Source organism: Kumtagia sp., assembly GCF_059502445.1.
In genome coordinates, this window is the sequence record NZ_JCACER010000004.1 from 126,327 (window position 1) to 148,794 (window position 22,468).

Consider the following 22,468-nt stretch of genomic DNA (forward strand, 5'->3'; position numbering starts at 1 on the left):
CTGCGGCCGGCCCCGATGCAGAACTTCGCAGCTATGGCGCCGGAGGATAGACCACTTTCCAGTCGGCTTTCATGTCGACGATGGTCCAGCCCCTGGCCATGCCCTCGTCGAGCGCCTTGTCGAGCTTGCCGATATGCGACTGGCGGTCATAGGCCCATTCGCGCGCCGCGTCGGTGTGGTGGACGATGCCCATGAAGCGGGCGCCGTCGCCGGCGGCCGTCCATTCGAGCATCTGCTGGTCGCCGTCGGAATTGCCGAAGGCGAAGATGGGGCGGCGGCCGATGAAGCGGTTGATGCCGACCGGCTTGCCGGGACCGTCGTCGACGAACTCCACCTTGGGCTCCTTGATCAGCACCGGCTTGCCGTCCGCACCCATCTCGAACTTGACCACGCCCGACGAGCCGACGACCTGCTCGGGCGGGATGCCGTAGGTGCGCTCCGCGAAGACGCGCATGAACTCGACGCCGCCGCCCGACACGATGAAGGTCTTGAAGCCGTTGGCGCGCAGATAGGCGAGGAGCTCGAGCTGCGGCTGGTAGACGAGTTGGTCGTAGGGCCGGTCGAAGCGTGGATGTCTCGCCGTCTCCAGCCAGTCGGCGACGGTCTTCGAGAACTCGTCGGTGGTCATGCCGGCATGGGTGACCTCCAGTATCTCGACAAGACCTTTCTCGCCAGCCGCCATGAGTCCTTGAACGTCGCCGGCCAGGGCCGACTTGTACGGCTCGGTGTCCTTCCACTCGGGATGCTCGGGCGCGACCGCCTTGATGCGGTCGAGCGCGAACTGGAACTGGAAATAGATCGGCTGCTCGGACCAAAGCGTCCCGTCATTGTCGAAGACGGCGATGCGCCGCTCCGGCGCGACGAAGTCGGGTCCGCCGTCTTCCGTCACCCTGGCGACGAAGCCGGTGATTGACGCCTTGACCGCGCCGTCGTTCCACGAAGGCAAGGGATCGGACTGAGCAAGGGCGCCCGCCGAGAAGGCCATAAACAGACCGACGACTACAGCGATGGCGGACAGCAGCCTGACCGAATTCGGGTGCATGGAAACCCTCCTGGTTACTTCCCGCCGGGGACCCGACGGGAAGCTTAGCGGATCGCCCGCAGCAAACTAGTGATTTCTGCAATCATCGCCCGGTGATGGTTATCGAGATTGGTGCAGCAGGACTGCAATGACTGCACCAGAAAAGGTCAATCACGGCAAGTTGTTAACACTCAATGCCGACCGCCTTGGACGAAAGTCCATATGCCCCGAATCGGCCTTGTCTTATCGCCTTTGCCGGAACATGCTTACCCTCGGCCGCGGATGCTAGGCTCTTCTTAGACTGCGGGCACGTTTGCAAGACGCTGACTCGCGGTATCAGCGCCCTGATGAACTCATTGGAAGGCACGGCCAACTAGAGACAAGCGACCGCTTCAACCACCGCCTCTGGCGCGGGTTGAAGCAGGCTTGCCCGCAGGACAACTTTTATCAAATGCGAAAGAAATCGGGCCTGTATGTTCGATACCGCCTTGCTCAATAGCGAACCTCTTCGAAAACGGCAGTCCATCTTTTCAGAATCGGCCTTGAGTTGTTCCTGCTGCCGTAAGATGCTCTTGCCGGCCGCGGACCTGAGCCCTTTCCGTCTGCGGGAACGTTCGTCAGATCGTCATCTGCGATGCCGGTCTGTATTCGCAAACGTCGCAAGCATTTTTAAGGGAGATCAGCCATGAGAATGCGAGGATTACTGGGGGCAATGATGCTCACAGCCACGACTGCCCTGACCGTCGGGCCACCGGCTCACGCCCAGGAGCAGGCCGCGGCCAAGCCGAACATCCTGGTCATCTTCGGTGACGACGTCGGCCAGACCAACCTGTCGACCTACAGCTTTGGCCTGATGGGCTACCGGACGCCGAACATCGACCGGATCGCCAACGAGGGCATGAAGTTCACCGACTACTATGCCGAGCAGAGCTGCACGGCCGGCCGCTCGACCTTCATAACCGGTCAGTCGACCCTGCGCACCGGCCTCTCCAAGGTCGGACTACCAGGCGCTAATGCCGGCATGCAGGCCTCGGACGTCACGATCGCTTCGGCATTGAAGGACCAGGGCTATGCCACCGGCCAGTTCGGCAAGAACCACCTCGGCGACCGCGACGAATTCCTGCCGACGGCGCATGGCTTCGACGAATTCTTCGGCAATCTCTACCATCTCAACGCCGAGGAAGAGCCGGAGAACCGCAATTATCCGCAGGATCCCGAGTTCCGCAAACGCTTCGGACCGCGGGGCGTGATCAAATCGTCCGCCGACGGCAAGGTCGAGGATACCGGTCCGCTGAACCGCAAGCGCATGGAGACCGTGGACGACGAGACGTCTGCGGCCGCCATCGACTTCATGAAGCGGCAGCAGTCGGCCGGCACACCATTCTTCACCTGGATGAATACCACGCGCATGCATGCTCGCACGCATGTGCGTGATGAACACCGTAGCCCGCCTGGTCTAACCGCGCTCACCGAATATGCCGACGGCATGATCGAGCACGACAACGTCGTCGGCACGCTGTTGAAGTCGCTCGATGACATGGGCATCGCCGACAACACGATCGTGATCTACACGACTGACAACGGCCCTCACCAGAATACCTGGCCGGATGCCGGCACCACACCATTCCGCAGCGAGAAGAACACCAACTGGGAAGGCGCCTTCCGGGTGCCGGCCCTGATCCGCTGGCCTGGACACATAGAGCCGGGTTCGGTCGCCAATGGCATCGTCTCCGGTCTCGACTGGTTGCCGACGCTTCTTGCGGCGGTGGGCGATACCAACATCAAGGACCGGCTGCTCGCTGGCGCCACGATCAATGGCAAGCAGTACAAGAACCACCTCGACGGCTACAACCAGCTTCCCTACCTGACCGGCGAGACGGACGAGAGCGCACGCAAGGAGTTCTTCTACTTCAACGACGACGGTGAGATGGTCGCGCTCCGCTACGAGAATTGGAAGGTCGTATTCTCGGAGCAACGAGAAGTTGGCACCCTGAATATTTGGGCGGAACCTTTCACCAAGCTCCGGGTGCCCCGGTTGTTCGATTTGCGTGCCGATCCCTACGAGCGGGCCAATATCACGTCGAACACCTATTTCGATTGGCTCTTCGATCACATCTACCTGCTCAGTGCGGCACAGGCGGAAGCGGGCAAATTCCTCGCGACCTTCAAGGAATTCCCGCCGGCTCAGCGTCCTGATAGCTTCTCGATCGACCAGATACAGGAGGAGTTGAACAAGAGCCTGGAGTCGATGGCGCAGTGAAGACGGGTTCGGGGTCGCGAGGCGGCCCCGGCTTCCTCCGATCTCCGAGGAATGACGGCGTTGGCCACCTGTCGCAATTGGTCCCTCCGCAGGCCTTCGCCGCCTAATTCCTCGGCGCCTTTCGTGCGCCGCCGGCAGCTAGCTTCTCGATCGGATCAGCCGGGAGCGGGTAACTGAGCAGTTCAACAGCGTCGGCGGCGGCCAGTGAAGACATCAAGGATCCGGGCGCTAAATGGCGCCGGACGTTTTTCTACGGTCCCCCCTCCTCAAATCTGGGGCACCGCATTAATTTGGACACCGCATTTCGAGGGAGACCAATCATGCGGACGGTAGCAGTATTGGGAGCAATGATGCTTACGGCCACGACGGCCCTGACCGCCGGGCTGCCGGCCCACGCCCAGGAGCAGGCGGCGGCGAAACCGAACATCCTCGTCATTTTCGGCGACGATGTCGGACAGACCAACATCTCGGCCTACAGCATGGGGGTCATGGGCTACCGGACGCCCAACATCGACCGGCTGGCCAAGGAAGGCATGACGTTTACCGACTACTATGCTGAGAACAGTTGCACGGCGGGTCGCTCGACCTTCATCACCGGCCAGGTCTGCCTGCGAACCGGCCTGTGCAAGGTCGGCATACCAGGTGCGACGGTCGGGTTGCAGGATCGCGACGTCACCATCGCCGAGGCGCTGAAGCCGCTCGGCTATGCGACCGGCCAGTTCGGCAAGAACCATCTCGGCGACCGGGACGAATATCTGCCGACGAAGCACGGTTTCGACGAATTCTACGGCAACCTCTATCACCTCAACGCCGAGGAGGAGCCGGAGCGGCCATATTACCCAAAGGACGATGCCGAATTCGTCAAGACGCAGTCGCCGCGCGGCGTTCTCAAGGCCACCGCCGACGGCAAGATCGAGGACACCGGGCCGCTCAACAGCAAGCGCATGGAGACCGTCGACGACGAGACGACCAATGCGGCGATCGACTTCATGAAGCGGCAGCATGCGGCCGGCAAGCCGTTTTTCACCTGGATGAACACGACCCGCATGCATGTTTACACGCATGTGCGTCCGTCGATGCAAGGTCAAAGCGGGATGCCGGGCAACGAATATGCCGACGGCATGGTCGAGCATGACGGCCATGTCGGCCAGTTGCTCAAGGCGCTCGACGACATGGGCATCGCCGACGACACGCTCGTCGTCTACACCACCGACAACGGCCCGAACCAGTGGTCGTGGCCGGATGCGGCGACCACGGCGTTCCGCAGCGAGAAGGACACGAACTGGGAAGGCGCCTTCCGCGTCCCGGCCTTCGTGCGCTGGCCCGGCAAGATCAAGGCGGGCGAGATTTCGAACCAGATGATGTCCGGCCTCGACTGGTTCCCGACCTTGGTCGCGGCCGCCGGCAATCCCGACGTCAAGGACCAATTGCTGAAGGGAACCGACCTTAGCGGCAAGCAAGCCAAGGTGCATCTCGACGGCTACAACCAGCTTCCGTACCTGACAGGACAGGATCCCAAGTCGGCGCGCACGGAGTTCTACTACTTCAACGACGAGGGCGATCTCGTTGCTTACAGATACAATGACTGGAAACTTGTCTTTGAAGAGCAGAGGGCACCTGGCGGGTTCAGTGTGTGGGCCAATCCCTTCACCGCCTTGCGGGTTCCGAAGGTCTTCAACTTGCGTATGGATCCCTATGAGCGTGCCGACGTCGTCTCCGACCAATATTACGATTGGATGGCGAAAAACGCGTACCTCGTTCAATACGGCCTCTATCGGGTAGCTCCGTTTTTACAGACGTTTAAAGAGTTTCCGCCCAGCCAGCGTTCTGCGAGTTTCAGCATCGACCAGATGATCGAGGCGCTGACCAAGGCGCTGGAAGACACGGCCAACTAGGCCACGCGACAGCGCCAATATCTGCTTCGGGCACGCCGGTTGGAGCCGGCGTGCAGTGACATGGCCACGATTTCGCGAGACTAGCATGAGCGCGCGCGACGACATAACCGAACTGGGCAAGCGCATCGGCCAGACGATCATCGGCCAGGAGGCGATGGTCGAGCGGCTGCTGCTTGGCCTGCTCGCCGACGGCCATCTGCTGGTCGAGGGCCTGCCGGGGCTGGCCAAGACGCGCGCCATCAAGAGCCTCGCCAAGAACCTCGACGCCGAGCTGTCGCGCATCCAGTTCACGCCGGACCTGCTGCCCTCCGACATCACGGGGTCGGAGGTCTATTTCAGCGAGGGCGGCAAGGGCGAGTTCAAGTTCCAGGAGGGGCCGATCTTCGCCAGTCTCATCCTCGCCGACGAGATCAACCGCGCGCCGGCCAAGGTCCAGTCGGCGCTGCTCGAGGCGATGGAAGAGCGGCAGGTCACGGTCGGCGGCCAGAGCCACCCGCTGCCCGATCTTTTCCTCGTCATGGCCACGCAGAACCCGATCGAGCAGGAAGGCACCTATCCGCTGCCCGAGGCACAGCTTGACCGCTTCCTGATGCATGTGCAGGTCGGCTATCCCGACGAGAAATCGGAAGCCGCGATCGTGCGCCTCAACCGCGCCGAGGAGAACGAGGCCAAGTCGGGCGGCGCCAAAAAAGCCTCGGAAAAGCTGGCGCAGAAGGCGGTGTTCGACGCCCGCGCTGAGATCGGCAAGGTCACGGTCTCGGAGGCCGTCGAAACCTATATGGTGGCGCTGGTCTTCGCCACGCGCTATCCGGCAAAGCTCGACGCCGACCTGGCGAAGTGGCTGCAGGTCGGCGCCAGCCCGCGCGGCGCCATCGGCCTCGACCGGGTGTCCCGTTCCTATGCCTGGCTGAAGGGCCGCGACTACGTCACGCCGGACGACGTCAAGGCGATCGTCCACGACGTGTTCCGCCACCGGCTGATCCTGTCCTACGAGGCGCATACGGGCGGGATCACCGCCGACCAGGCGATCGACCGCGTGGTGGAGCGCGTCGCCGTGGCCTAGAGCATGATCCCGGACCGAAGGTCAGCGCAGCAAAAAGTTGCAGACTTTTCGGGTAAGATCATGCGGCAAAACAAGAAGTTGGAGCGGATGAAGATGCTGTTCCGCTTCATCCTGCTCTGACGGAGGCAGAGATGGTCCAGTCCCTTTCCGCGCTGGCACGATCCAAGGGCGTCGCCCGCGTCCGAAGCGGGGGCGATGCCAGCGCCGAGGGCGTCTATGTCTCCGTCGAAGAACTGGTCGCGCTGGAGGCGGCGGCGCGCGACTTCACCTTCTTGCGCAAGGCGCCGGTGCGCCGGCTGCTCGCCGGCCGCCACGAATCGCGCATGCGCGGGCGCGGCCTGTCTTTCGAGGAGCTGCGCGAATATCTGCCGGGCGACGACATCCGCACCATCGACTGGCGGGTGACGGCGCGCACCGGAAAACCGTTCGTGCGCGTCTATGACGAGGAGAAGGACCGGCCGGCGCTGATCCTGGTCGACCAGCGCATCAACATGTTCTTCGGCAGCCGCCGTGCGCTGAAATCGGTCGCCGCCGCCGAGGCCGCCGCGCTCTGCGCCTGGCGGGTGATGAACCTCGGCGACCGGGTCGGCGGCTTCGTCTTCAACGACACGGATATCGACGAGTTGCGACCACACCGCAGCCGCGATGCGGTGATCGCGCTCGCTTCGGCGATCGCGCGCCGCAATGGTGAGCTCACCGCCGCCTCCACCGTGCCGCGCGCGCCCGCGCAGCTCGACCGCGTGTTGGCGACGGCCAGCAGCGTCGCCCGTCACGATCATCTGGTCATCGTCATCAGCGACTTCGACGGCCATGGTCCGGCGACACGCGATATGCTGCTCAGCCTGGCCGTGCACAACGACGTCATCGCCATTCTTGTCTACGACCCGTTCCTGCTGGAATTGCCGCAGTCTGGCGAGATCGTGGCGAGCGGCGGCGCCTTGCAGGCGGAACTGCCATTCGGGCGGGGAAGCGTACGTGCCGGCATCACCGATTTCGCGCGCCGGCGTGGGCGGGAGCTGTTGTCGTGGCAGCAAGAGCTCGGCCTGCCCATGCTGCCGGTCTCGGCGGCCGAAGAGGTCGCGCCGCAGCTCCGAAAATTGCTCGGCCAGCTCGCGTCCCGGGGTAGGAGGCGGTAGCGATGGACGAAGACGCCGCGCCCCAACTCGACGCCGCCACGCGCGCCGCGCTGCAAAAGCTCGCCGACATCGCGCAGCCGCCGCCGGTTTCGTGGATGCCGCAGACCTGGGGATGGGCGGCGCTCGCCGTGCTGGTCGCGGCGCTGCTTCTCTGGGCCTTGTGGCGCTGGCACCAATATCGCGTGCGCAACCGCTACCGGCGCGAGGCGATTGCCGAGCTCGCCAGGATCGAAGCGAGGCACGGGGCGCCTGAGGGCCGAGCGGACGCGGTGGCCGAGGCGGCCGCCCTGCTGAAGCGCGTGGCGCTCGCCGCCTGGCCACGCGAAGCCGTGGCGCCGCTGAGCGGGACGGACTGGGTCGCCTTCCTGCGCGGGACCGCCGGCGGATCGTCCTTCCCGGACGAGGCCGCCGCGCTGCTCGACGATGCCGAATATCGCTGGCCTTCGAATCGGCGCGCCGCTGACGCCGACGAACAGGCTTTCCTCGTCGCCACGCGTCGCTGGATCGAGGGGCACCATGTACCAGCTTGACCATCCCTGGCTGCTGGCGCTGCTGCCGCTGCCCCTGCTGGTCTGGTGGCTGCTGCCGGCATACCGCGAGGAGACGGCCTCGGTGCGGCTGCCCTTCTTCGACGAGATCACGCGGGCCGCAGGCGTGTCGCCGACGCAGGGTTCCGTCGTGCCGCGCGCCAACTGGGTGCAGAAGCTGCTCGCCCCAGTCTGCTGGGTGCTGATCGTGCTGGCGCTGGCGCGACCGCAATATGTCGAGCCACCGCTGGAAAAGACGGAGCCGCAGCGCGACCTGATGCTGTCGCTCGACCTGTCGCAGTCGATGGACACGCGCGACTTCCGCGATCCCGCCCGCCAGCTCCAGCCCCGCGTCGACGCCGTGCGCACGGTGGTCGCCGATTTTGTCGCCCGCCGCCCCGGCGACCGGATCGGGCTGATCGCCTTCGGCGACGCACCCTATCCGCTGGTGCCCTTCACGCTCGACCATAGAACCGTGCACGCGATGCTGGCCGACACGCTGCCCGGCATGGCGGGCCCGCGCACGGCGCTCGGCGATTCCATCGGGCTGGCGATAAAGATGTTCGCCGACAGCCCGGCCCCGGACAAGGTGCTGGTGGTGCTGACGGACGGCAACGACACGGCGAGCAAGATGCCACCGGACAAGGCTGCCGACATCGCCAAACAGAACGGCATCACCGTCCACACGGTCGGCATCGGCGACCCGAACGCCACAGGCGAGGACAAGCTCGACCAGGCCGCGCTTGAAAAAATCGCGCAGGCGACGGGTGGCCGCTATTTCTTCGGCGAGGACCAGAACCAGCTTGCCGACATCTACGCCACGCTCGACAGCATCACGCCGGCGAACCAGAAGACGCTGTCCTGGCGGCCGCGCATCGAGCTCTTTCATTACCCGCTCGGCGCGGCGCTGATCCTGCTGATCGCCTACCACGCCGTGATGTGGCTTGGTGCGGTGCTGCGACGGCCGTCGCCCGCTCCGGTCCGCGAGGCCGAGGCATGATCGCGGATTTCCATTTCCTTCGTCCCTGGTGGCTGCTGGCCCTGGTCGCCGCCGTCGTGCTGCCGTGGCTGCTTGGCCGGCAGACGGATGTGCGGGCGCGCTGGCGCGGCATGATCGCGTCCGGCCTGCTCGACCATCTCGTGATTACGCGGCAGGCGACAAGAAAGCTGCGTCCGGTACATCTGACGGCCGCGGCGATCGCGCTTGGGGCGATCGCGGCGGCCGGGCCGACCTGGGAACGCGAGCGGCCGCCCTTCGTCGAAGACACCGCGCCGCTCGCCATCGCCATCGACCTGTCGCCGACCATGGACGCGACCGACACCTCGCCGTCGCGGCTGGAGCGGGCGAAACTGAAAATCCAGGACCTCCTCGACCGGCGCAAGGGCGCACGCACGGCCGTGTTCGCCTATGCCGGCTCCGCCCATATGGTACTGCCGCTCACCGACGACGCGGCGCTGATCAGGACCTACACGGCATCGCTCGCCACGCGCCTGATGCCGGTGCCCGGCAAGGACACCGCCAGGGCGCTGCAGGCGGCCGAAGCGGGCCTCGCCAACGAAGAGGCGCCCGGCACCATCCTGTTCCTCACCGACGGTGTAGAACAGGCGGCCTTAGACGCCTTTTCCGGCTACCGCGGCCGTCACGACCTCATGGTACTCGGCATCGGCACCGCCGAAGGCGGGCCGGTCAAGATCGGCGAGGGCGCATACCTGACCGATTCTGCCGGGGCGCGCGTCTTCGCGAAACTCGACGTCGAAGGGTTGAAGGAACTGCAGCGGCAGTCTTCCGTGCAGATTGCGACTGTGACGACCGACGACACCGACGTCGACTGGATCGTGCGGCGTATCCAGACCGCCTTCCAGCAGAAGGCCGCCGAAGGAGCGACCCGCTGGCGCGACATGGGCTGGTGGCTGACCATTCCGATTGCCGTGCTCGGTGCCCTCTGGTTCCGCCGTGGCTGGAGCGTGCAGTGGACCGGCGTCTTGCTCGCCGCCATGCTCTTCGCCCTGTCGGACCGGGCGGATGCGGCGGATCGGCGTCTCGCCGACATGTGGCTGACGCCGGACCAGCAGGGCCGGCTCGCCTTCGAGCGCGGCGACTTTGCCGGCGCGGCGGAGCGGTTCCGCGATCCGGCGTGGCGGGGGATCGCCCTCTACCGCGCGGGAAAATTCGGCGAGGCGCTGGATGCCTTCGCGCAATCCGACACGGCTGAAGCCTACTACAACCAGGGCAACGCGCTGATGCATCTTGCCAGGCCCGAGCAGGCCGTGGCCGCCTATGGCCAGGCGCTGAAGACACGCCCGGACTGGGCCGAGGCCAAGGCCAACCTCGCCATCGCCGAAGCGCTCGCCGCCGCCAAGAAGAAGGACGATGAGGAGCAGGAGGCGCAGGACCCCAACGAAAAGCCGGACGAGATCCAGTTCGACGACAAGGGCAAGAAGGGCAAGGCCGGCACGGTCGACGCCGCCGAGCAGACCGCCGAGATGTGGATGCGCAACATCCAAGTGACGCCGGCCGACCTGCTCGCCCGAAAGTTTGCCATCGAGGCCCGAGGCGAAACGCCATGAGACGCGCTGTTTCAGCCTTGTATGCTCTGACCGTCACGGCGCTTCTGCTGCTGGCGCCGATCGCGGCGGCATTTGCGGCGGACCCGTTCGCCCGTGCGACTGTGGACACCCAGGGCACGATCTATCCGGGTCAGCAGGTCACGGTGCAGGTCGACGTGCTTGTGCCGAATTTCTTCATGTCGCCGCCGCAATTTCCGCTGTTCGACCTGCCCAACGCCGTGGTGACCCTGCCGGATTCCGGGGCGCTAAATCTCAACGAGACCGTCGACGGCGAAAGCTTCGCCGGCATCCGCCGCAGCTACCTGGTCACGCCGCAGGCGGCGGGCGACTACGTCCTGCCGCCGGTCGAGATCACTTTCACCTATGCCGCCGTGCCCGGCCAGGCTTCGCAAGGAAAGGTGACGCTGCCGCCGACAAGGTTCACGGTGACCGCCCAACCGGGCGCGGAAGCGGGCGACGCGTCGGTGACGGCGGCGCGTGTCGGTGTCGAGCAGGCGCTGGACCGCGACGCGATCGGGATGAAGGCCGGCGACTCGCTGGTGCGCACCGTCACCGTCACCGCCGACGGCATGCAGGCGATGATGATCCCGGAACCGTCCTTCGAGGCGCCGGAGGGCGTGCGCATCTACCACCATGATCCGAAACTGGAGGATCAACGCACGCCGCGCGGAGAATTCGTCGCCGGCCGGCGCACCGACATAGCGACCTATGTGTTCGAGAAGGCGGGGAGCTACACGCTGCCTGCCGTGGAGGTTCAGTGGTTCGATCCGCAAAGCGGTAAAAGCGAAACGGCCTCCGCCCCGGCCGTTGCCGTGACGGTGGCGGAAGCGCCGGCGAGCGGGACCTCGATCGCGCCCCCCGCGCCCGTCGAAAAACCACAACCGGCCTGGACGCGCATCGACTGGCGCTTCTGGCTGCCGGCCGCCGGCGCCGGCTTGGCCGCGCTTGTCGCGGCAGGCTGGCTCCTGTTCTCGGGTCTGCCGCGCCTGCTGGCGCATCTTCGCGCGCGGCGAAAAGAACGGGAAAATTCGGAGCCGGCCTATTTCCGCCGCTTCGAACACTCCTGCCGCGGCGGCGATCGCCGCGCCGCCTACGCGCTTCTCGATGCCTGGGCACGGCGCTGCGATCTGGGACCGGTGGCGGAGTGGCTAAGCCGACACGGCGACGCAGACGCGCAGCACGCCTATGCGGCCTTCGAAAAGCAGATCTTCGGCGGCGATGGCGGCGCGGTGCCAGACGCCGGCGAACTGGCGACGAGCATGGCGCGAGTGCGGCATTCGTGGCTAGCGAAACAGCGGCGTCGCGGCGAACACGTTAAGGCGCTCCCGCCGCTCAATCCGCGATGGACGGAGAGTTCCGGGAACTGATCGGGCCGAAAGGTTGGCCCCGGGGAAGTGGTGGAGGATGGCGCCATGTTCGTCTTGACTAACGTTGCCGCGGGGCCAACGATCACCCTCTGGCCATGTGTGGGGGCTACCATGCCGCTTCGCTTCAGCACGTTCCTTCTGGCAGTGGCGGCGGTCTGCTGCTGGAGCATTGCGGCGACCGCGCAGGAGCATGCGGACGTCAACGAAGCCAACAACCCGCTGACGCCGAAGATCACGGTCAACTTCCACGATTACTACGTACCGGAGTTGACCGATCTCGACGACCGGTACGCCAACCAGTTCCTGCTGCGCGGCCTGATCCCGTCCGACCTGTTCGGCGCTCCTCAACTCTTCCGGTTCACCTTGCCCGTCGCGAGCGCTCCGGAATTTCCGGACGGCTACGTCACCGGTCTTGGCGACCTCACCTTGATGGACCTCTTCGTGCTGCCGAAGGTGGGGGACGTGACGCTAGCGGCGGGTCCGATCCTGGTTGTGCCCACCGCGACCGACGATGTGCTCGGCGCGGGCAAGTGGCAGGCCGGCGCTGCCGGCATCGCCATCGCACCACAGCACTGGGGCCTCTTGGGCGGGTTGGTGACCTACCAGCACTCCTTCGCGGGCAACAGCGACCGGGAGGATGTATCGCTGCTTACGCTTCAGCCGATCGTCAATTTCAACCTGTCGGACGGTTGGTATGTCAGGTCGTCGGCGATCTGGAACTTCGATATCGAGAGCGGCAACTATTCGATCCCCGTCGGCCTCGGGCTGGGCAAGGTCATTCCCGTCAACGACAAGGTGACGATGAACGCCTTCGCGGAGCCGCAGTACACGCTCTTCAGCCACGGCGCCGGACAGCCCGAATGGCAGATTTTCGCCGGCGTGAACTTTCAGTTCGCGATCGGGCGGTGAAGGAATTTTGATGCGGTCGAACACAGGGAGCATGAAGATGATCCGGGCAACGCTGATGCTCGTCGCCCTGCTGATGGGCTCGATATCTACCCTGGCTCAAGAGTTTACCGTCGATGACCTGCAACGGCGCGCCATCGAACGGCGGGCGGTCGAGGCCGTCATCTGGGGCATGCCGGCGGTGAACTTCGACCGAATGTTGCAGGCGGCGATCGCCAACGGCGCAAAGCCCAATCAGGTCGTCTACTGGTCGCGGCCGGTAAACTGGCAGAACCAGACGCTCACGCCCAATCCGGATACCATCTATCTCAACCCATTCTACGATACGCGCTCCGGTCCGGTCGTGTTGGAGATTCCACCCGCGGAAGGCGAAGCGGTGATCGTCGGCAGCGTGGACAACGCATGGCAGAACGCGCTGGAAGACGTAGGTCCCGCCGGGGCCGACAAGGGCAAGGGCGGCAAATACCTGATCACGCCACCAGGATACAAAGACCAGGCACCGGAGGGGTATATCCACCTGCCCTCGGATACGTATCAGGGTTTTGTGATCCTGCGGTCCAACTTCAGGAGCCACAGCGACGCTGACATCGCCGCCGCAGTCGAGTACGGAAAACGGATCAAGATCCATCCGCTGGGCGGCGATCGCGAGGCGACGGCCTATGTGGACGTCTACGACAAGCCGTTCGACGCGACGATCCCCTACGACTGGCGCTTTTTCGAATCGCTGCACCGCTTCGTGCAGATCGAGCCCTGGCTGGAGCGGGACAAGGTGATGATCGACCTGCTCCAGTCGATCGGCATCGAAAAGGGCAAGCCGTTCGATCCGGATGCGCGGACGAAGGCGATCTTCGAGCAGGCGGCACGTGAGGCCCGGGCTTATGTCGATCTGCGCTATGCCGGGCTATTCGAGCCGCCGTACTTCAATGGGACGCACTGGGCGGTTCCGGCCTCGGCGAACGTTGTCGAAGGAATGGCCACTGGATTCGCCGATTCCGACAGCTATGCCGTAACCGACCGCGCTGTCTCCTACGCGATGGGATTTTTCAGCGCCAAGCACCTGGGCGGCGGCCAGTTCTATCTCATGACGGTCCAGGACCGCGACGGCAGGCAACTGGACGGACGGCAGACGTACCGGCTGACCGTGCCGGCAGGCGCCCCGGTCACGCAATACTGGTCGGCGACGGCATACGACCGCGAGACGCACGCGCTCATCCGCGAGACGTCGCGGTCCAGCCGCGCGTCGAACAGCACGGACGTGCAGAAGAACACCGACGGATCGGTGGACATCTGGTTCGGCCCGCAGGCTCCGGCCGGGAAGGAAGCGAACTGGGTGCCGACGAACGGTCGCGATTTTGAGGTGCTGTTTCGCCTGTACGGCCCGCGGAAACCGCTCTTCGAAAAGACTTGGGTGCTGCCGGACATGGTAAGGGCAGCTGAATAGGGGAGGGTTCGGACCATGAAACCTGTTTGCGCCATGCTCGCAATGCTGCTCGCTAGCACGTCCCTGGCAGCCCACGCGCAGGCCCAATCGCCCGCGGAAGCCGTCCCGGTCACGGCCGACAATTTCAGGCGCGCCGAATCGGACATGTATTTCGCGTCGGCGGTCAAGCAGGCAGGCGGCCTCGGCAAGTTCCATCATCACCGCGAGGTGATGAGCATCGACGACCAGACGGTGATCCGGGCCAACCGGGACACGCTCTATTCGACGGCGGTCTTCGACCTCGATGCCGGTCCGGTGACGATTACGCTTCCGGAGTCCGGCGGGCGGTTCATGTCCATGATCGTCATCGACGAAGATCAATATGCGCCGGAGACCGTCTACGCGCCGGGAAGCTTCACTTACTCGAAGAACGAGATCGGCACGCGTTATGTGATGATGGGCATCCGTACTTTCGTCGATCCCGCTGATCCGAAGGACATCGAGGAGGCCCACGCCCTGCAGGATGCGATCAAGATCAGTCAGGCCGCTTCCGGTCGGTTCGACACGCCCAATTGGGATCAGGCGAGTCAGAAAAAGGTTCGCGACGCGCTGATCGTTCTTGCCAGCACGATACCCGACACCAAGGGGATGTTCGGCCCCAGGGATCAGGTCGATCCGGTCAGGCATCTGATCGGAACAGCTACCGGGTGGGGCGGCAACGCCCCTAAGGACGCCACCTATATCACCGTCGTACCCGCCGGGAACGACGGCACGACCGTTCACAAGCTCACCGTCAAGGACGTGCCTGTCGATGGCTTCTGGTCCGTGAGCGTCTACAACGCCGGCGGCTACTTCGAGAAAAACGACCTTGATGCCTATTCCCTTAACGACGTTACGGCGAAGAAGGGCGCCGACGGTGCGGTCGCCATCCAGTTCGGCGGCTGCGACGGCAAGGTGCCCAACTGCCTGCCGATCACGCAAGACTGGAACTATTGGGTGCGGCTCTACCGCCCACGTGCCGAAATCCTGAACGGTGATTGGACCTTCCCGGAGGCACAGCCGGTGAAGTGATCGCGAGACAATTCCCGCTCTGGGCGTCAATCATGGTGCACCGTTGCCCAATCGGAGAACTGATTCGGCGCTGCGTCAGGCCGCTCATAGGGACAAGGGCGGCGAGCAACATCTCGGTGACAGGGGACGAGAGATGAACACCGGCATATCGACACGCCTTTTCGCTGCGGCCGCGTTCGCAGCAGCTGTATTCGCCGGCACCCGGCAGGCGGAAGCCACCGAAGCGGTGGCTGGGCGCTACATTCCCGGCGCCTTCGCCGGTCCGGGCATGGGCATCGTGCCGCCGGTTCCCGGCGCCTACTGGGCCATCGAGAACGTCTACTACCATGGTGAGGCGGGCGCGGACGTTCCGTTCGGAGATAATTCTGTCGCTGTCGGACTGAGCGCGGACATTTGGATCACGGCGCTTGCCGGGGTGTATGTGCCCGGCATCGACCTTCCGGGTAACTGGACCTATGCCGTGCAGGGCATCCTGCCGATCGGCTGGACGGGCGCCGACGCGGCGGTCGGCCCCTTCGCGGCACACGAAGAGATGGCCGGCATCGGCGACATCGCCATCGCCCCGATCCTGCTGGGCTGGCACGACGACGCTTTAAACACGTTCTTCTCGACCTCGCTCACCGTCACTGCGCCAACCGGCCGATGGGAGGACGGCGCCCTCGCCTTCGTGGGCCTGAACTACTGGACCTTCACGCCCGCGGTCGCCTTCACCCGGCTGTTTCCCGAGCACGGGCTCGACTTCTCCGCCAACCTCGGCATCGACATCAACACGAAGAACACCGACACCGACTATTACAGCGGCGCGCTGGCGCATCTCGACCTGGCGCTGACCAAGAAGGTGACGGAAAATCTGTCGGTCGGCGCGATCGCCGGCTTCCTCTATCAGATCGAGGATGACGACAGCGACTTCGCCGACGCCCATGACGGCTTCAAGGGCCGCTCCGTCGCCGTCGGGCCCCTGGTCCAGTACAAGGCGAAATTCTCCGAGACGGCCGAGTTCGACCTGATCTTCAAATGGTCGCACGAGCTCGATGTGAAGAACCGCATGAAAGGCGACGCGCTCGTCTTCCAGATCAGCGGAAAATTCTGAGGGTAACCGCGGCAGCGCGTTCCATCCGCTACCGCGCCGCAAGCTTCGACGCGACACTTGTCACTCGGCGCGCGTCCCGAACTGGCAGAAGCGGCGAGGCCACCGCCGGCGCGCTGCGTGCGCACCGGCCGATCCTGTCACCCACTACAGTCCGACACCTTGTCGTCGGTCTGCCGGTTACTTCAGCTCGAAGGTCACCGTGACCTGGACGCGGTAGGCGTTCTCGCCGGCTTCCACCGGCACCGCCTGAGCCTCGGCGCGGTCGAAGCCCTTCGCGGTGATCGGCATGGGCGGCGGCGCGAAATTCTGGTCGGCTATCTCGATCACCCTGCCCAGGCCCACGCCGGCTGCCTCGCTCAGCGTGCGCGCCTTTTCGATCGCGTCGGCGACGGCGCGCTTGCGCGCGTCGGTCAGCGCCTTCGAGGGATCCTCGTTGGCAAAGGAGATGCCGCCTCCCTGGTTGACACCGAGCGACACGGCCTTGTCGAGGATCTCGCCGGTCTTGGCGAGATCGCGCACCCGCACCGACAGCGTGTTGCTGACCTGATAGCCGGCGAGTTCCGCCGTCTGGGTGCCGTCCGGCCGGTTCGCGTAATTGTAGCGGGGGTTGATCTGCAGGCCGCCGGTCTGCAGGTCGCGATCGGCTACACCAGCCGCCTTCATCGCGGCGATGACCGCCGCCATGGCCGCATTGGCCGCGTCGAGCGCCTCGCGCGCCGTCTTGGCCTCGCGCATCACGCTGAGCGACAGCAGCGCCAGATCGGGCGGGATCGAGCTCTCGCCCTCGCCGATGACGACGATGCGCGGCTGAGGCGGCGGCAACTGCTGCGCGAGCGCGGCCGAGGCGGGCGCCACGAGGGAGGCCGCGAGGGCCAGCGGCAACAGGCGGTGCATCATGAAAATCTCCTGGGATGCGTTTGCAACCATGCGGTTAGGCAGGGATTGTGGGCTGATTGCGGCGAAGAAATGCCGACCCTGCTGCCTGGGAAACCATAACAGCTTCCGTTGTCGAGAGCCTCCGAAACCGGCGGACACGGTGTCATTCGACCATGGTCCTTCGACCAAGCATCGAAAACGATCCTGCCGCCGGTCCCGGAGACCCGTTTTGAAGCACTGCCGTGCGGTCAGCGGATGATCGGGCAGTGCGGCGCGCGGGCGAAGGTCACGATCAAGCGCTCGCCGTGACGGCGGCCGGCCACGTCGATGGTGCGGCGGCCGACGTCGACGACGCGGGCGCGGCGGACGCCGAGGCGTTCGGCCTTGTCGACGGCGCGCCGGGGCGTGCATTCGCGGCGCTCCCAGCGGTCCCGACGATCCCAGCGATCGTGGCGCCAGCGCGGCCCGTGGTCGCCGACATAGACGCCGACGCGCGACTCGCCGCCGCCGAAGTTGAGGTAGAGCCCGTCCGCCTGCGCGGTGGCGGCCATGCCGGTGAGCGCGGTCAGACCGACGACGGCCGAGAGGGCAGCGGTCCTGAGCATGTTGAACATCGTCATCTCCTTGTCGATCGGCCGGCGCTTCTCGCCTCAGCCTTGGACGCAGAATGACGGATCGTTGCTGAACGGCCGCGGAACCCGCCGTTCAGCCGGCGTTCATCGAGACGGCAGGCGTCTTGCCTGGAAGTTTTGGTGAAAAGCGGGTGCAAGCCCTACGGTTCGGCCTCGACCACATGGTCGAAAAAATCCTCGTCCTCGGCGAGATCGCTGTCGAAGGCGGTGACGCGGCCGCGGATCGATATGCCGGCCTCGTGCACCGTGTCGCGGTCGCCGCTGACCAGGTGGTGCCACCAGTAGAGTTCCTGCCCCTCGGCGACCAGCCGGTATCCGCAGGTCGACGGCAGCCAGTCGATGGTGCGGACGTTCTCGGGCGTGAGTTGCACGCAGTCAGGCACCTGTGCCTTGCGGTTGGCGTAGTCGCGGCAGCGGCAGCTGCCGGTGTCGAGCAGATGGCAGGCAACGGTGGTCCAGTAGATTTCCCCGGTATCCTCGTCCTCGAGCTTGGACAGGCAGCATTTGCCGCAGCCGTCGCAGAGCGACTCCCACTCGGCGGCGGACATTTCTTCCAGCGTCTTGGTCTTCCAGAACGGCTCGCCCATGGCGGCCATGTGGAGCGCGGCGGGACGGCCGTCAAGCCATGGCGTCGCCGCAAGGCCACATCTGCCACCCCCCTGCCCCATTGCCGCCCGACCCGGAACAAAGTGGGGACTATGCTGGTTTCATGGGCGTTGGGACCCTGTATGCACGGAGTTTTCGAATGAACCGCAACATCCGCATTCTGGCGGGAACGGCGCTTGCGACCGTGATGGCTTCGGCCTCGGCCGGCGCTTTCCCCGCCCGGAACCCGGTCCCGACAGGGTTCGAACCTGCGATCCTTCTGGCGCAGTCCGACGAGTCCGTGGAAGAGCTGCGGCCGCGCGGCGGCGGCTCGGAGGAAGCCGAACCGCGCGAGAGGCGCAAGCAGCGCGCCGAGAGGCAGGCCGAACCTGAGGGCCGGCAGGATCAGGAACAGCCCCGTCGGCGGGAGGCCTCCGAGGACGAGGCGGAACGCCCCAGGCAGAAAAGGGCTCGCGAAGCCGAACGCCAGGCCGACGAGGAGCAGGCAGAACCCCGCAGGAAGGCCAGGGAAGCCCGGCAGGCCGAGGAGCAGCCCGCTGCAGCCGAGCAGGAGCGGCCTCGCCGCAAGAGCCGCGAGGCGCAGGCCGAAGAGCCGCCTGAAGCCGGCGAAGCCGAGCGCCAGGCGGAGCAGGAACGTCCCCGCAAGAAGTCCCGCGAAGCGCGGCAGGCCGAGGAACAGCAGGAGCCACAGGCCGAAGAGCCGGCGCGCCGCAAGCCCCGCCAGGCGGAACAGGACGCGCAACCCAGTGAAGCGGACCGGCAGCGGGCCGGCTCCGCCGAGGAATCCGACCCGCAAGCCGAAGAGCAGCGGCCAAGGGACCGACGCAAAGCCCGCGAGGCCGCGCAAGATGCCGAGCGGCAGCGCGCCGAGGAGCAGCAGCGCGAGGAGGCCGCGCCTGAGGAGGCTCGCCCCACCGAGCGGCAAAGGCGTGACGGCGAGCAGCGACGCGAGGCCGGAGACGAGCCCGCGAGAGCCGAAACGCCGGAAGACGGCGACCGCCCGACGGAGCGCGCCGAGCCGCAAGGGCCGACCCCGCGCGAGCGCACGGCCAGGGAAGAGGCGCCGGACGACGGCAGTGCCGCCCCGGTGCTCGACAGCCAGAAGCAGCGGCCGCGCGAGGAACGCGACCGTGATCAAGCCCGCGAGCGGGACCGGGATCGTGAGCAGGCCGGCGACAGCGAACGGCCCAGAACCGGCGAGGACCAGGCTCGTGAGCGGCGGGAAGAGCCACGGACCGACGAGCCGCCCGCCGCCGAGGTCCCGGCCGGTCCGCCGCCCGACAGCGACCGTGCCGCGCAGGAGTCTGTGCGCCGCGCCGAGATCCGCCCGGTCATCGCCGAGGAAGGCCGGCGCCGCGAAGGCCGGCCGGACGACGACCGCTGGCGCCGGCGCGAGCGGCCGGAAGGCACAGACGTGCTGCGCGAGATCGGCGACCGCCTGATCCTCGGGTTCGGCGACCAGGTGATCGTCGAGAGCAACGACCGGCCGCGCATGGCCCGCGGCGCCCGCGAGGTCTATTACGAGGACCTGCCGCGCGGCCGCACCCGCGAGGTGATCGTTCGGGCGGACGGCACCCGTGTCGTCACCATCCGCAACGCCTATGGCGACGTGATCCGCCGCTCACGCATCGCGCCGGACGACCGGGAATACATCCTCGCCTATGTCGAGGAGGACGACTACGACCGGGTGCGCGACTGGCGCGATCCCGGCCTCGACCTGCCGCCGCTCCGGCTCGACATCCCGGAGGAGGAGTACATCCTCGATGCCGCCGCGGTGGAGGAGCCGGACGTCTACTACGAATTCCTCGAGCAGCCGCCGGTGGAGCGGGTGGAGCGCCTCTATTCGGTCGACGAGGTGAAGCGCTCGGCCAGAATCCGCGACAAGACCCGCCGCATCGACCTCGACACGCTGACATTCGAATTCGGCTCGGCGTCCATTCCCGAGGACCAGATCCCGCGGCTGGAAGGCGTCGCCCAGGCGATCGAAAAACTGCTCGAGAAGAACCCGGCCGAGACCATCCTGATCGAGGGCCATACCGACGCCGTCGGCTCTGACCTCGCCAACCTGGCCTTATCTGACCGCCGCGCCGAAGCGGTGGCGGAGGCGCTGACCAACGTCTTCGCCATCCCGCCGGAGAACCTGTCCACGCAGGGGTATGGCGAGGAGTTCCTGAAGGTTCGCACCCAGGCGCCCGAGCGGGAGAACCGCCGCGTCGCGATCCGCCGCATCACCCCGCTCGTCGCCCCGGTGGCGTCGGCGCAGTAGCGCGCTTCCCTGCCCAGTCCCGTTTCTCCAGTCGGGACCAGGCAAAAGAGGCCCGGCCGGTTCATTGACCGGCCGGGTTCTTTTTCAAACCCGGCAAAGCCGGCCGCGGCGGACCGACGGCGCGTCGCCTCCCCTACCCCCACTGCCTCATCACTTTCGTATCGGTGCGCGCAAAAACCTCGTCCGGGACGAAAAAATCGCCGGCGAGCGGGCCGGCGCCCGGCGCGTATTTCGAGAAGTCGGTGACGCCTTCCTCGCGCAAAACCTCCTCGTCGATGTAGAAATTGCCGGTCGCCTCGCGCGACGGCCGGCTGAGGATCGCGTGAGCCGCGTCCGCCATGATGTCGGCCGAGCGGCTGATCGCGGCGACCTGCTCGCCGCCGAGCAGGTTGCGAACCGCCGCCGTGTCGATCGCCGTCAGCGGCCACAGCGAGTTGACGGCGATGCCGTCCTTCGTGAACTCCGCGCTCATGCCGAGCGTGCACATCGACATGCCGAACTTCGCCATGGTGTAGGCGACGTGGCCCTTGAACCATTTCGCCTTCATGTCAAGCGGCGGCGCGAGATTCAGAATGTGAGGATTCTTCGCCAACTTCAGGTGTGGAATGCACATTTTCGACACCAGGAAGGTGCCGCGCGCGTTGATCTGCTGCATCAGGTCGTAACGCTTCATGTCGGTCTCCAGCGTGCCGGTGAGCTGGATGGCGCTGGCATTGTTGATGCAGATGTCGATGCCGCCGAATTTTTCGACCGTCTTCGCCACCGCCTCGGCGACCTGGCTTTCCTCGCGGATGTCGCAGACGACGGCCAGCGCCCTGCCCCCGGCCGCCTCGATCTCGGCCGCCGCGGTATGGATCGTGCCCGGCAGCTTCGGATGCGGCGTGTCGGTCTTGGCGGCGATGGTGACGTTGGCACCGTCGCGCGCGGCGCGCAGCGCGATCGCCAGCCCGATGCCGCGCGACCCGCCGGAGATGAACAGCGTCTTGCCCTTGAGCGACATGGTTCTTCGCCTCCTCCTGTTTACCAAAAGTTTGTTGTGGCGGCCAAATGTGCGGCCGGCAAGGGGTGCGCAAGCTTGCGCAACGGAAGGCGGTGGCGCCTAATGGCGCGACTGCAACCGGAGATCGTATCATGCGTCTCGCTCTCGCCGCGCTCAGCGCCCTGCTTCTCACCACCGCCGCGGCGCATGCCGACGACTGCGCCAACGCGCAGGACCAGGCGACGATGGACCGATGCGCCGCCAAGGACTTCGCTGAGGCGGACAAAAAACTCAACGCCGACTTCAAGGAGATCGAGAAGCGGCTGGGCGACGACGCCGACGCAAAGCACCTGCTGGTGCACGCGCAGCGCGCCTGGATCGCCTTCCGCGACGCCGAATGCGCTTTCAACGCCTCCGGCGTCGACGGCGGCAGCGCCTATCCGATGGTCTATTCCGAGTGCCAGGCGGCGCTCACCAATCAGCGGGTGAAGGACTTCAAGACCTACCTCTCCTGCGAGGAAGGCGACATGAGTTGCCCGGTGCCGGCGCAGTAGCGCGGCGCGCCTTATCCTCCCCCTTGTGGGGAGGTCGATCCGCGGAGCGGATCGGGGTGGAGGGCCAAGGACCGGGGCTTGCACGGCAGTTACCCCCAAACCCCGGAGCTGCGGTCCGACCCTTCCCACAAGGGGGAGGGTAAGCCGGCCGCACCGCCCGACGTTTTTCCGTGGCACCCCCTCTCCGTCTCGGGCTTCGCCCTCGACACCTCTCCCCCACTCCGTGGGGGC

The 22,468-nt window shown here is 65.8% G+C and carries 19 protein-coding genes; 14 read left to right on the forward strand and 5 right to left on the reverse strand.

Annotated features, from left to right (window positions below):
- Nucleotides 1-31 precede the first annotated feature (31 nt).
- Entirely contained in the window at nucleotides 32-985 is a 954-nt protein-coding gene (locus AC5JDC_RS01495; protein ID WP_495838516.1) for an HAD family hydrolase, read from the reverse strand.
- A 721-nt stretch (nucleotides 986-1,706) separates the two neighbouring features.
- Here AC5JDC_RS01495 and AC5JDC_RS01500 point away from each other — a divergent pair.
- The 12 genes from AC5JDC_RS01500 (at nucleotide 1,707) to AC5JDC_RS01555 (ending at nucleotide 16,324) form a co-directional block, all read left to right on the forward strand.
- Nucleotides 1,707-3,281 carry an arylsulfatase gene (locus AC5JDC_RS01500; RefSeq protein WP_495838477.1) on the forward strand — a complete coding sequence of 525 codons (1,575 nt, stop codon included), beginning with the start codon at nucleotides 1,707-1,709 and terminating at the stop codon, nucleotides 3,279-3,281.
- A gap of 347 nt (nucleotides 3,282-3,628) precedes the next feature.
- Complete coding sequence (locus AC5JDC_RS01505; protein ID WP_495838479.1) at nucleotides 3,629-5,176, forward strand: arylsulfatase; 1,548 nt, start codon at nucleotides 3,629-3,631, stop codon at nucleotides 5,174-5,176.
- Between the two features lie 85 nt (nucleotides 5,177-5,261).
- Nucleotides 5,262-6,239 carry an AAA family ATPase gene (locus tag AC5JDC_RS01510; RefSeq protein WP_495838481.1) on the forward strand — a complete coding sequence of 326 codons (978 nt, stop codon included), beginning with the start codon at nucleotides 5,262-5,264 and terminating at the stop codon, nucleotides 6,237-6,239.
- Between the two features lie 131 nt (nucleotides 6,240-6,370).
- Nucleotides 6,371-7,375: a DUF58 domain-containing protein gene (locus tag AC5JDC_RS01515; RefSeq protein ID WP_495838483.1), complete on the forward strand. Its 1,005-nt coding sequence runs from the start codon at nucleotides 6,371-6,373 to the stop codon at nucleotides 7,373-7,375.
- A 2-nt stretch (nucleotides 7,376-7,377) separates the two neighbouring features.
- The gene (locus AC5JDC_RS01520) at nucleotides 7,378-7,905 is read left to right on the forward strand and encodes a DUF4381 domain-containing protein (RefSeq protein ID WP_495838485.1); all 528 of its coding nucleotides are present in this window, start codon (nucleotides 7,378-7,380) and stop codon (nucleotides 7,903-7,905) included.
- On the forward strand, nucleotides 7,892-8,902 hold the full coding sequence (locus AC5JDC_RS01525; protein WP_495838487.1) for a vWA domain-containing protein: 1,011 nt from the start codon (nucleotides 7,892-7,894) through the stop codon (nucleotides 8,900-8,902). Before AC5JDC_RS01520 ends, AC5JDC_RS01525 begins: the two co-directional genes overlap by 14 nt.
- Nucleotides 8,899-10,470: a VWA domain-containing protein gene (locus AC5JDC_RS01530; protein WP_495838489.1), complete on the forward strand. Its 1,572-nt coding sequence runs from the start codon at nucleotides 8,899-8,901 to the stop codon at nucleotides 10,468-10,470. Before AC5JDC_RS01525 ends, AC5JDC_RS01530 begins: the two co-directional genes overlap by 4 nt.
- Nucleotides 10,467-11,837, forward strand: coding sequence for a BatD family protein (locus tag AC5JDC_RS01535; RefSeq protein ID WP_495838491.1), 1,371 nt, complete (start codon nucleotides 10,467-10,469; stop codon nucleotides 11,835-11,837). Before AC5JDC_RS01530 ends, AC5JDC_RS01535 begins: the two co-directional genes overlap by 4 nt.
- 111 nt (nucleotides 11,838-11,948) lie before the next feature.
- The gene (locus tag AC5JDC_RS01540; RefSeq protein WP_495838518.1) at nucleotides 11,949-12,746 is read left to right on the forward strand and encodes a hypothetical protein; all 798 of its coding nucleotides are present in this window, start codon (nucleotides 11,949-11,951) and stop codon (nucleotides 12,744-12,746) included.
- Between the two features lie 37 nt (nucleotides 12,747-12,783).
- Nucleotides 12,784-14,184, forward strand: a complete 1,401-nt coding sequence (locus AC5JDC_RS01545) for a DUF1254 domain-containing protein (protein WP_495838493.1) — start codon at nucleotides 12,784-12,786, stop codon at nucleotides 14,182-14,184.
- Between the two features lie 15 nt (nucleotides 14,185-14,199).
- Nucleotides 14,200-15,234 carry a DUF1254 domain-containing protein gene (locus AC5JDC_RS01550; protein WP_495838495.1) on the forward strand — a complete coding sequence of 345 codons (1,035 nt, stop codon included), beginning with the start codon at nucleotides 14,200-14,202 and terminating at the stop codon, nucleotides 15,232-15,234.
- 133 nt (nucleotides 15,235-15,367) lie between these two features.
- Nucleotides 15,368-16,324, forward strand: a complete 957-nt coding sequence (locus AC5JDC_RS01555; protein ID WP_495838497.1) for a SphA family protein — start codon at nucleotides 15,368-15,370, stop codon at nucleotides 16,322-16,324.
- Between the two features lie 177 nt (nucleotides 16,325-16,501).
- Here the strand turns inward: AC5JDC_RS01555 and AC5JDC_RS01560 are convergent, their stop codons facing one another.
- The 3 genes from AC5JDC_RS01560 to AC5JDC_RS01570 all read right to left on the reverse strand — a co-directional run bounded on the left by AC5JDC_RS01560 (nucleotide 16,502) and on the right by AC5JDC_RS01570 (nucleotide 18,419).
- A complete protein-coding gene (locus AC5JDC_RS01560; protein WP_495838499.1) occupies nucleotides 16,502-17,221 on the reverse strand; it encodes an SIMPL domain-containing protein in 720 nt (239 codons plus the stop codon).
- 227 nt (nucleotides 17,222-17,448) lie between these two features.
- Nucleotides 17,449-17,814 carry a hypothetical protein gene (locus tag AC5JDC_RS01565; RefSeq protein ID WP_495838501.1) on the reverse strand — a complete coding sequence of 122 codons (366 nt, stop codon included), beginning with the start codon at nucleotides 17,812-17,814 and terminating at the stop codon, nucleotides 17,449-17,451.
- Nucleotides 17,815-17,972: 158 nt separating this feature from the next.
- Nucleotides 17,973-18,419, reverse strand: a complete 447-nt coding sequence (locus AC5JDC_RS01570; RefSeq protein WP_106772372.1) for a YcgN family cysteine cluster protein — start codon at nucleotides 18,417-18,419, stop codon at nucleotides 17,973-17,975.
- 158 nt (nucleotides 18,420-18,577) lie between these two features.
- Between AC5JDC_RS01570 and AC5JDC_RS01575 the strand changes: the two genes are divergently transcribed.
- On the forward strand, nucleotides 18,578-20,704 hold the full coding sequence (locus AC5JDC_RS01575) for an OmpA family protein (protein WP_495838503.1): 2,127 nt from the start codon (nucleotides 18,578-18,580) through the stop codon (nucleotides 20,702-20,704).
- A 133-nt stretch (nucleotides 20,705-20,837) separates the two neighbouring features.
- Here AC5JDC_RS01575 and AC5JDC_RS01580 read toward each other — a convergent pair whose 3' ends face one another.
- Nucleotides 20,838-21,704, reverse strand: a complete 867-nt coding sequence (locus AC5JDC_RS01580; RefSeq protein WP_495838505.1) for an SDR family oxidoreductase — start codon at nucleotides 21,702-21,704, stop codon at nucleotides 20,838-20,840.
- Nucleotides 21,705-21,835: 131 nt separating this feature from the next.
- On the opposite strand from AC5JDC_RS01580, the gene AC5JDC_RS01585 reads away from it, so the two are divergent.
- Nucleotides 21,836-22,237, forward strand: coding sequence for a lysozyme inhibitor LprI family protein (locus AC5JDC_RS01585; protein ID WP_495838507.1), 402 nt, complete (start codon nucleotides 21,836-21,838; stop codon nucleotides 22,235-22,237).
- Nucleotides 22,238-22,468: the final 231 nt, after the last annotated feature.

Coding starts and splice junctions, on each gene's coding strand:
- AC5JDC_RS01580 (WP_495838505.1), bottom strand. CDS start 21,704: ATGTCGCTCAAGGGCAAGACGCTGTTCATCTCCGGCGGGTCGCGCGGC.
- AC5JDC_RS01565 (WP_495838501.1), bottom strand. CDS start 17,814: ATGTTCAACATGCTCAGGACCGCTGCCCTCTCGGCCGTCGTCGGTCTG.
- AC5JDC_RS01520 (WP_495838485.1), top strand. CDS start 7,378: ATGGACGAAGACGCCGCGCCCCAACTCGACGCCGCCACGCGCGCCGCG.
- AC5JDC_RS01500 (WP_495838477.1), top strand. CDS start 1,707: ATGAGAATGCGAGGATTACTGGGGGCAATGATGCTCACAGCCACGACT.
- AC5JDC_RS01505 (WP_495838479.1), top strand. CDS start 3,629: ATGATGCTTACGGCCACGACGGCCCTGACCGCCGGGCTGCCGGCCCAC.
- AC5JDC_RS01550 (WP_495838495.1), top strand. CDS start 14,200: ATGAAACCTGTTTGCGCCATGCTCGCAATGCTGCTCGCTAGCACGTCC.
- AC5JDC_RS01585 (WP_495838507.1), top strand. CDS start 21,836: ATGCGTCTCGCTCTCGCCGCGCTCAGCGCCCTGCTTCTCACCACCGCC.
- AC5JDC_RS01545 (WP_495838493.1), top strand. CDS start 12,784: ATGATCCGGGCAACGCTGATGCTCGTCGCCCTGCTGATGGGCTCGATA.
- AC5JDC_RS01570 (WP_106772372.1), bottom strand. CDS start 18,419: ATGGGCGAGCCGTTCTGGAAGACCAAGACGCTGGAAGAAATGTCCGCC.
- AC5JDC_RS01510 (WP_495838481.1), top strand. CDS start 5,262: ATGAGCGCGCGCGACGACATAACCGAACTGGGCAAGCGCATCGGCCAG.
- AC5JDC_RS01515 (WP_495838483.1), top strand. CDS start 6,371: ATGGTCCAGTCCCTTTCCGCGCTGGCACGATCCAAGGGCGTCGCCCGC.
- AC5JDC_RS01495 (WP_495838516.1), bottom strand. CDS start 985: ATGGCCTTCTCGGCGGGCGCCCTTGCTCAGTCCGATCCCTTGCCTTCG.
- AC5JDC_RS01575 (WP_495838503.1), top strand. CDS start 18,578: ATGAACCGCAACATCCGCATTCTGGCGGGAACGGCGCTTGCGACCGTG.
- AC5JDC_RS01530 (WP_495838489.1), top strand. CDS start 8,899: ATGATCGCGGATTTCCATTTCCTTCGTCCCTGGTGGCTGCTGGCCCTG.
- AC5JDC_RS01535 (WP_495838491.1), top strand. CDS start 10,467: ATGAGACGCGCTGTTTCAGCCTTGTATGCTCTGACCGTCACGGCGCTT.
- AC5JDC_RS01555 (WP_495838497.1), top strand. CDS start 15,368: ATGAACACCGGCATATCGACACGCCTTTTCGCTGCGGCCGCGTTCGCA.
- AC5JDC_RS01560 (WP_495838499.1), bottom strand. CDS start 17,221: ATGATGCACCGCCTGTTGCCGCTGGCCCTCGCGGCCTCCCTCGTGGCG.
- AC5JDC_RS01525 (WP_495838487.1), top strand. CDS start 7,892: ATGTACCAGCTTGACCATCCCTGGCTGCTGGCGCTGCTGCCGCTGCCC.
- AC5JDC_RS01540 (WP_495838518.1), top strand. CDS start 11,949: ATGCCGCTTCGCTTCAGCACGTTCCTTCTGGCAGTGGCGGCGGTCTGC.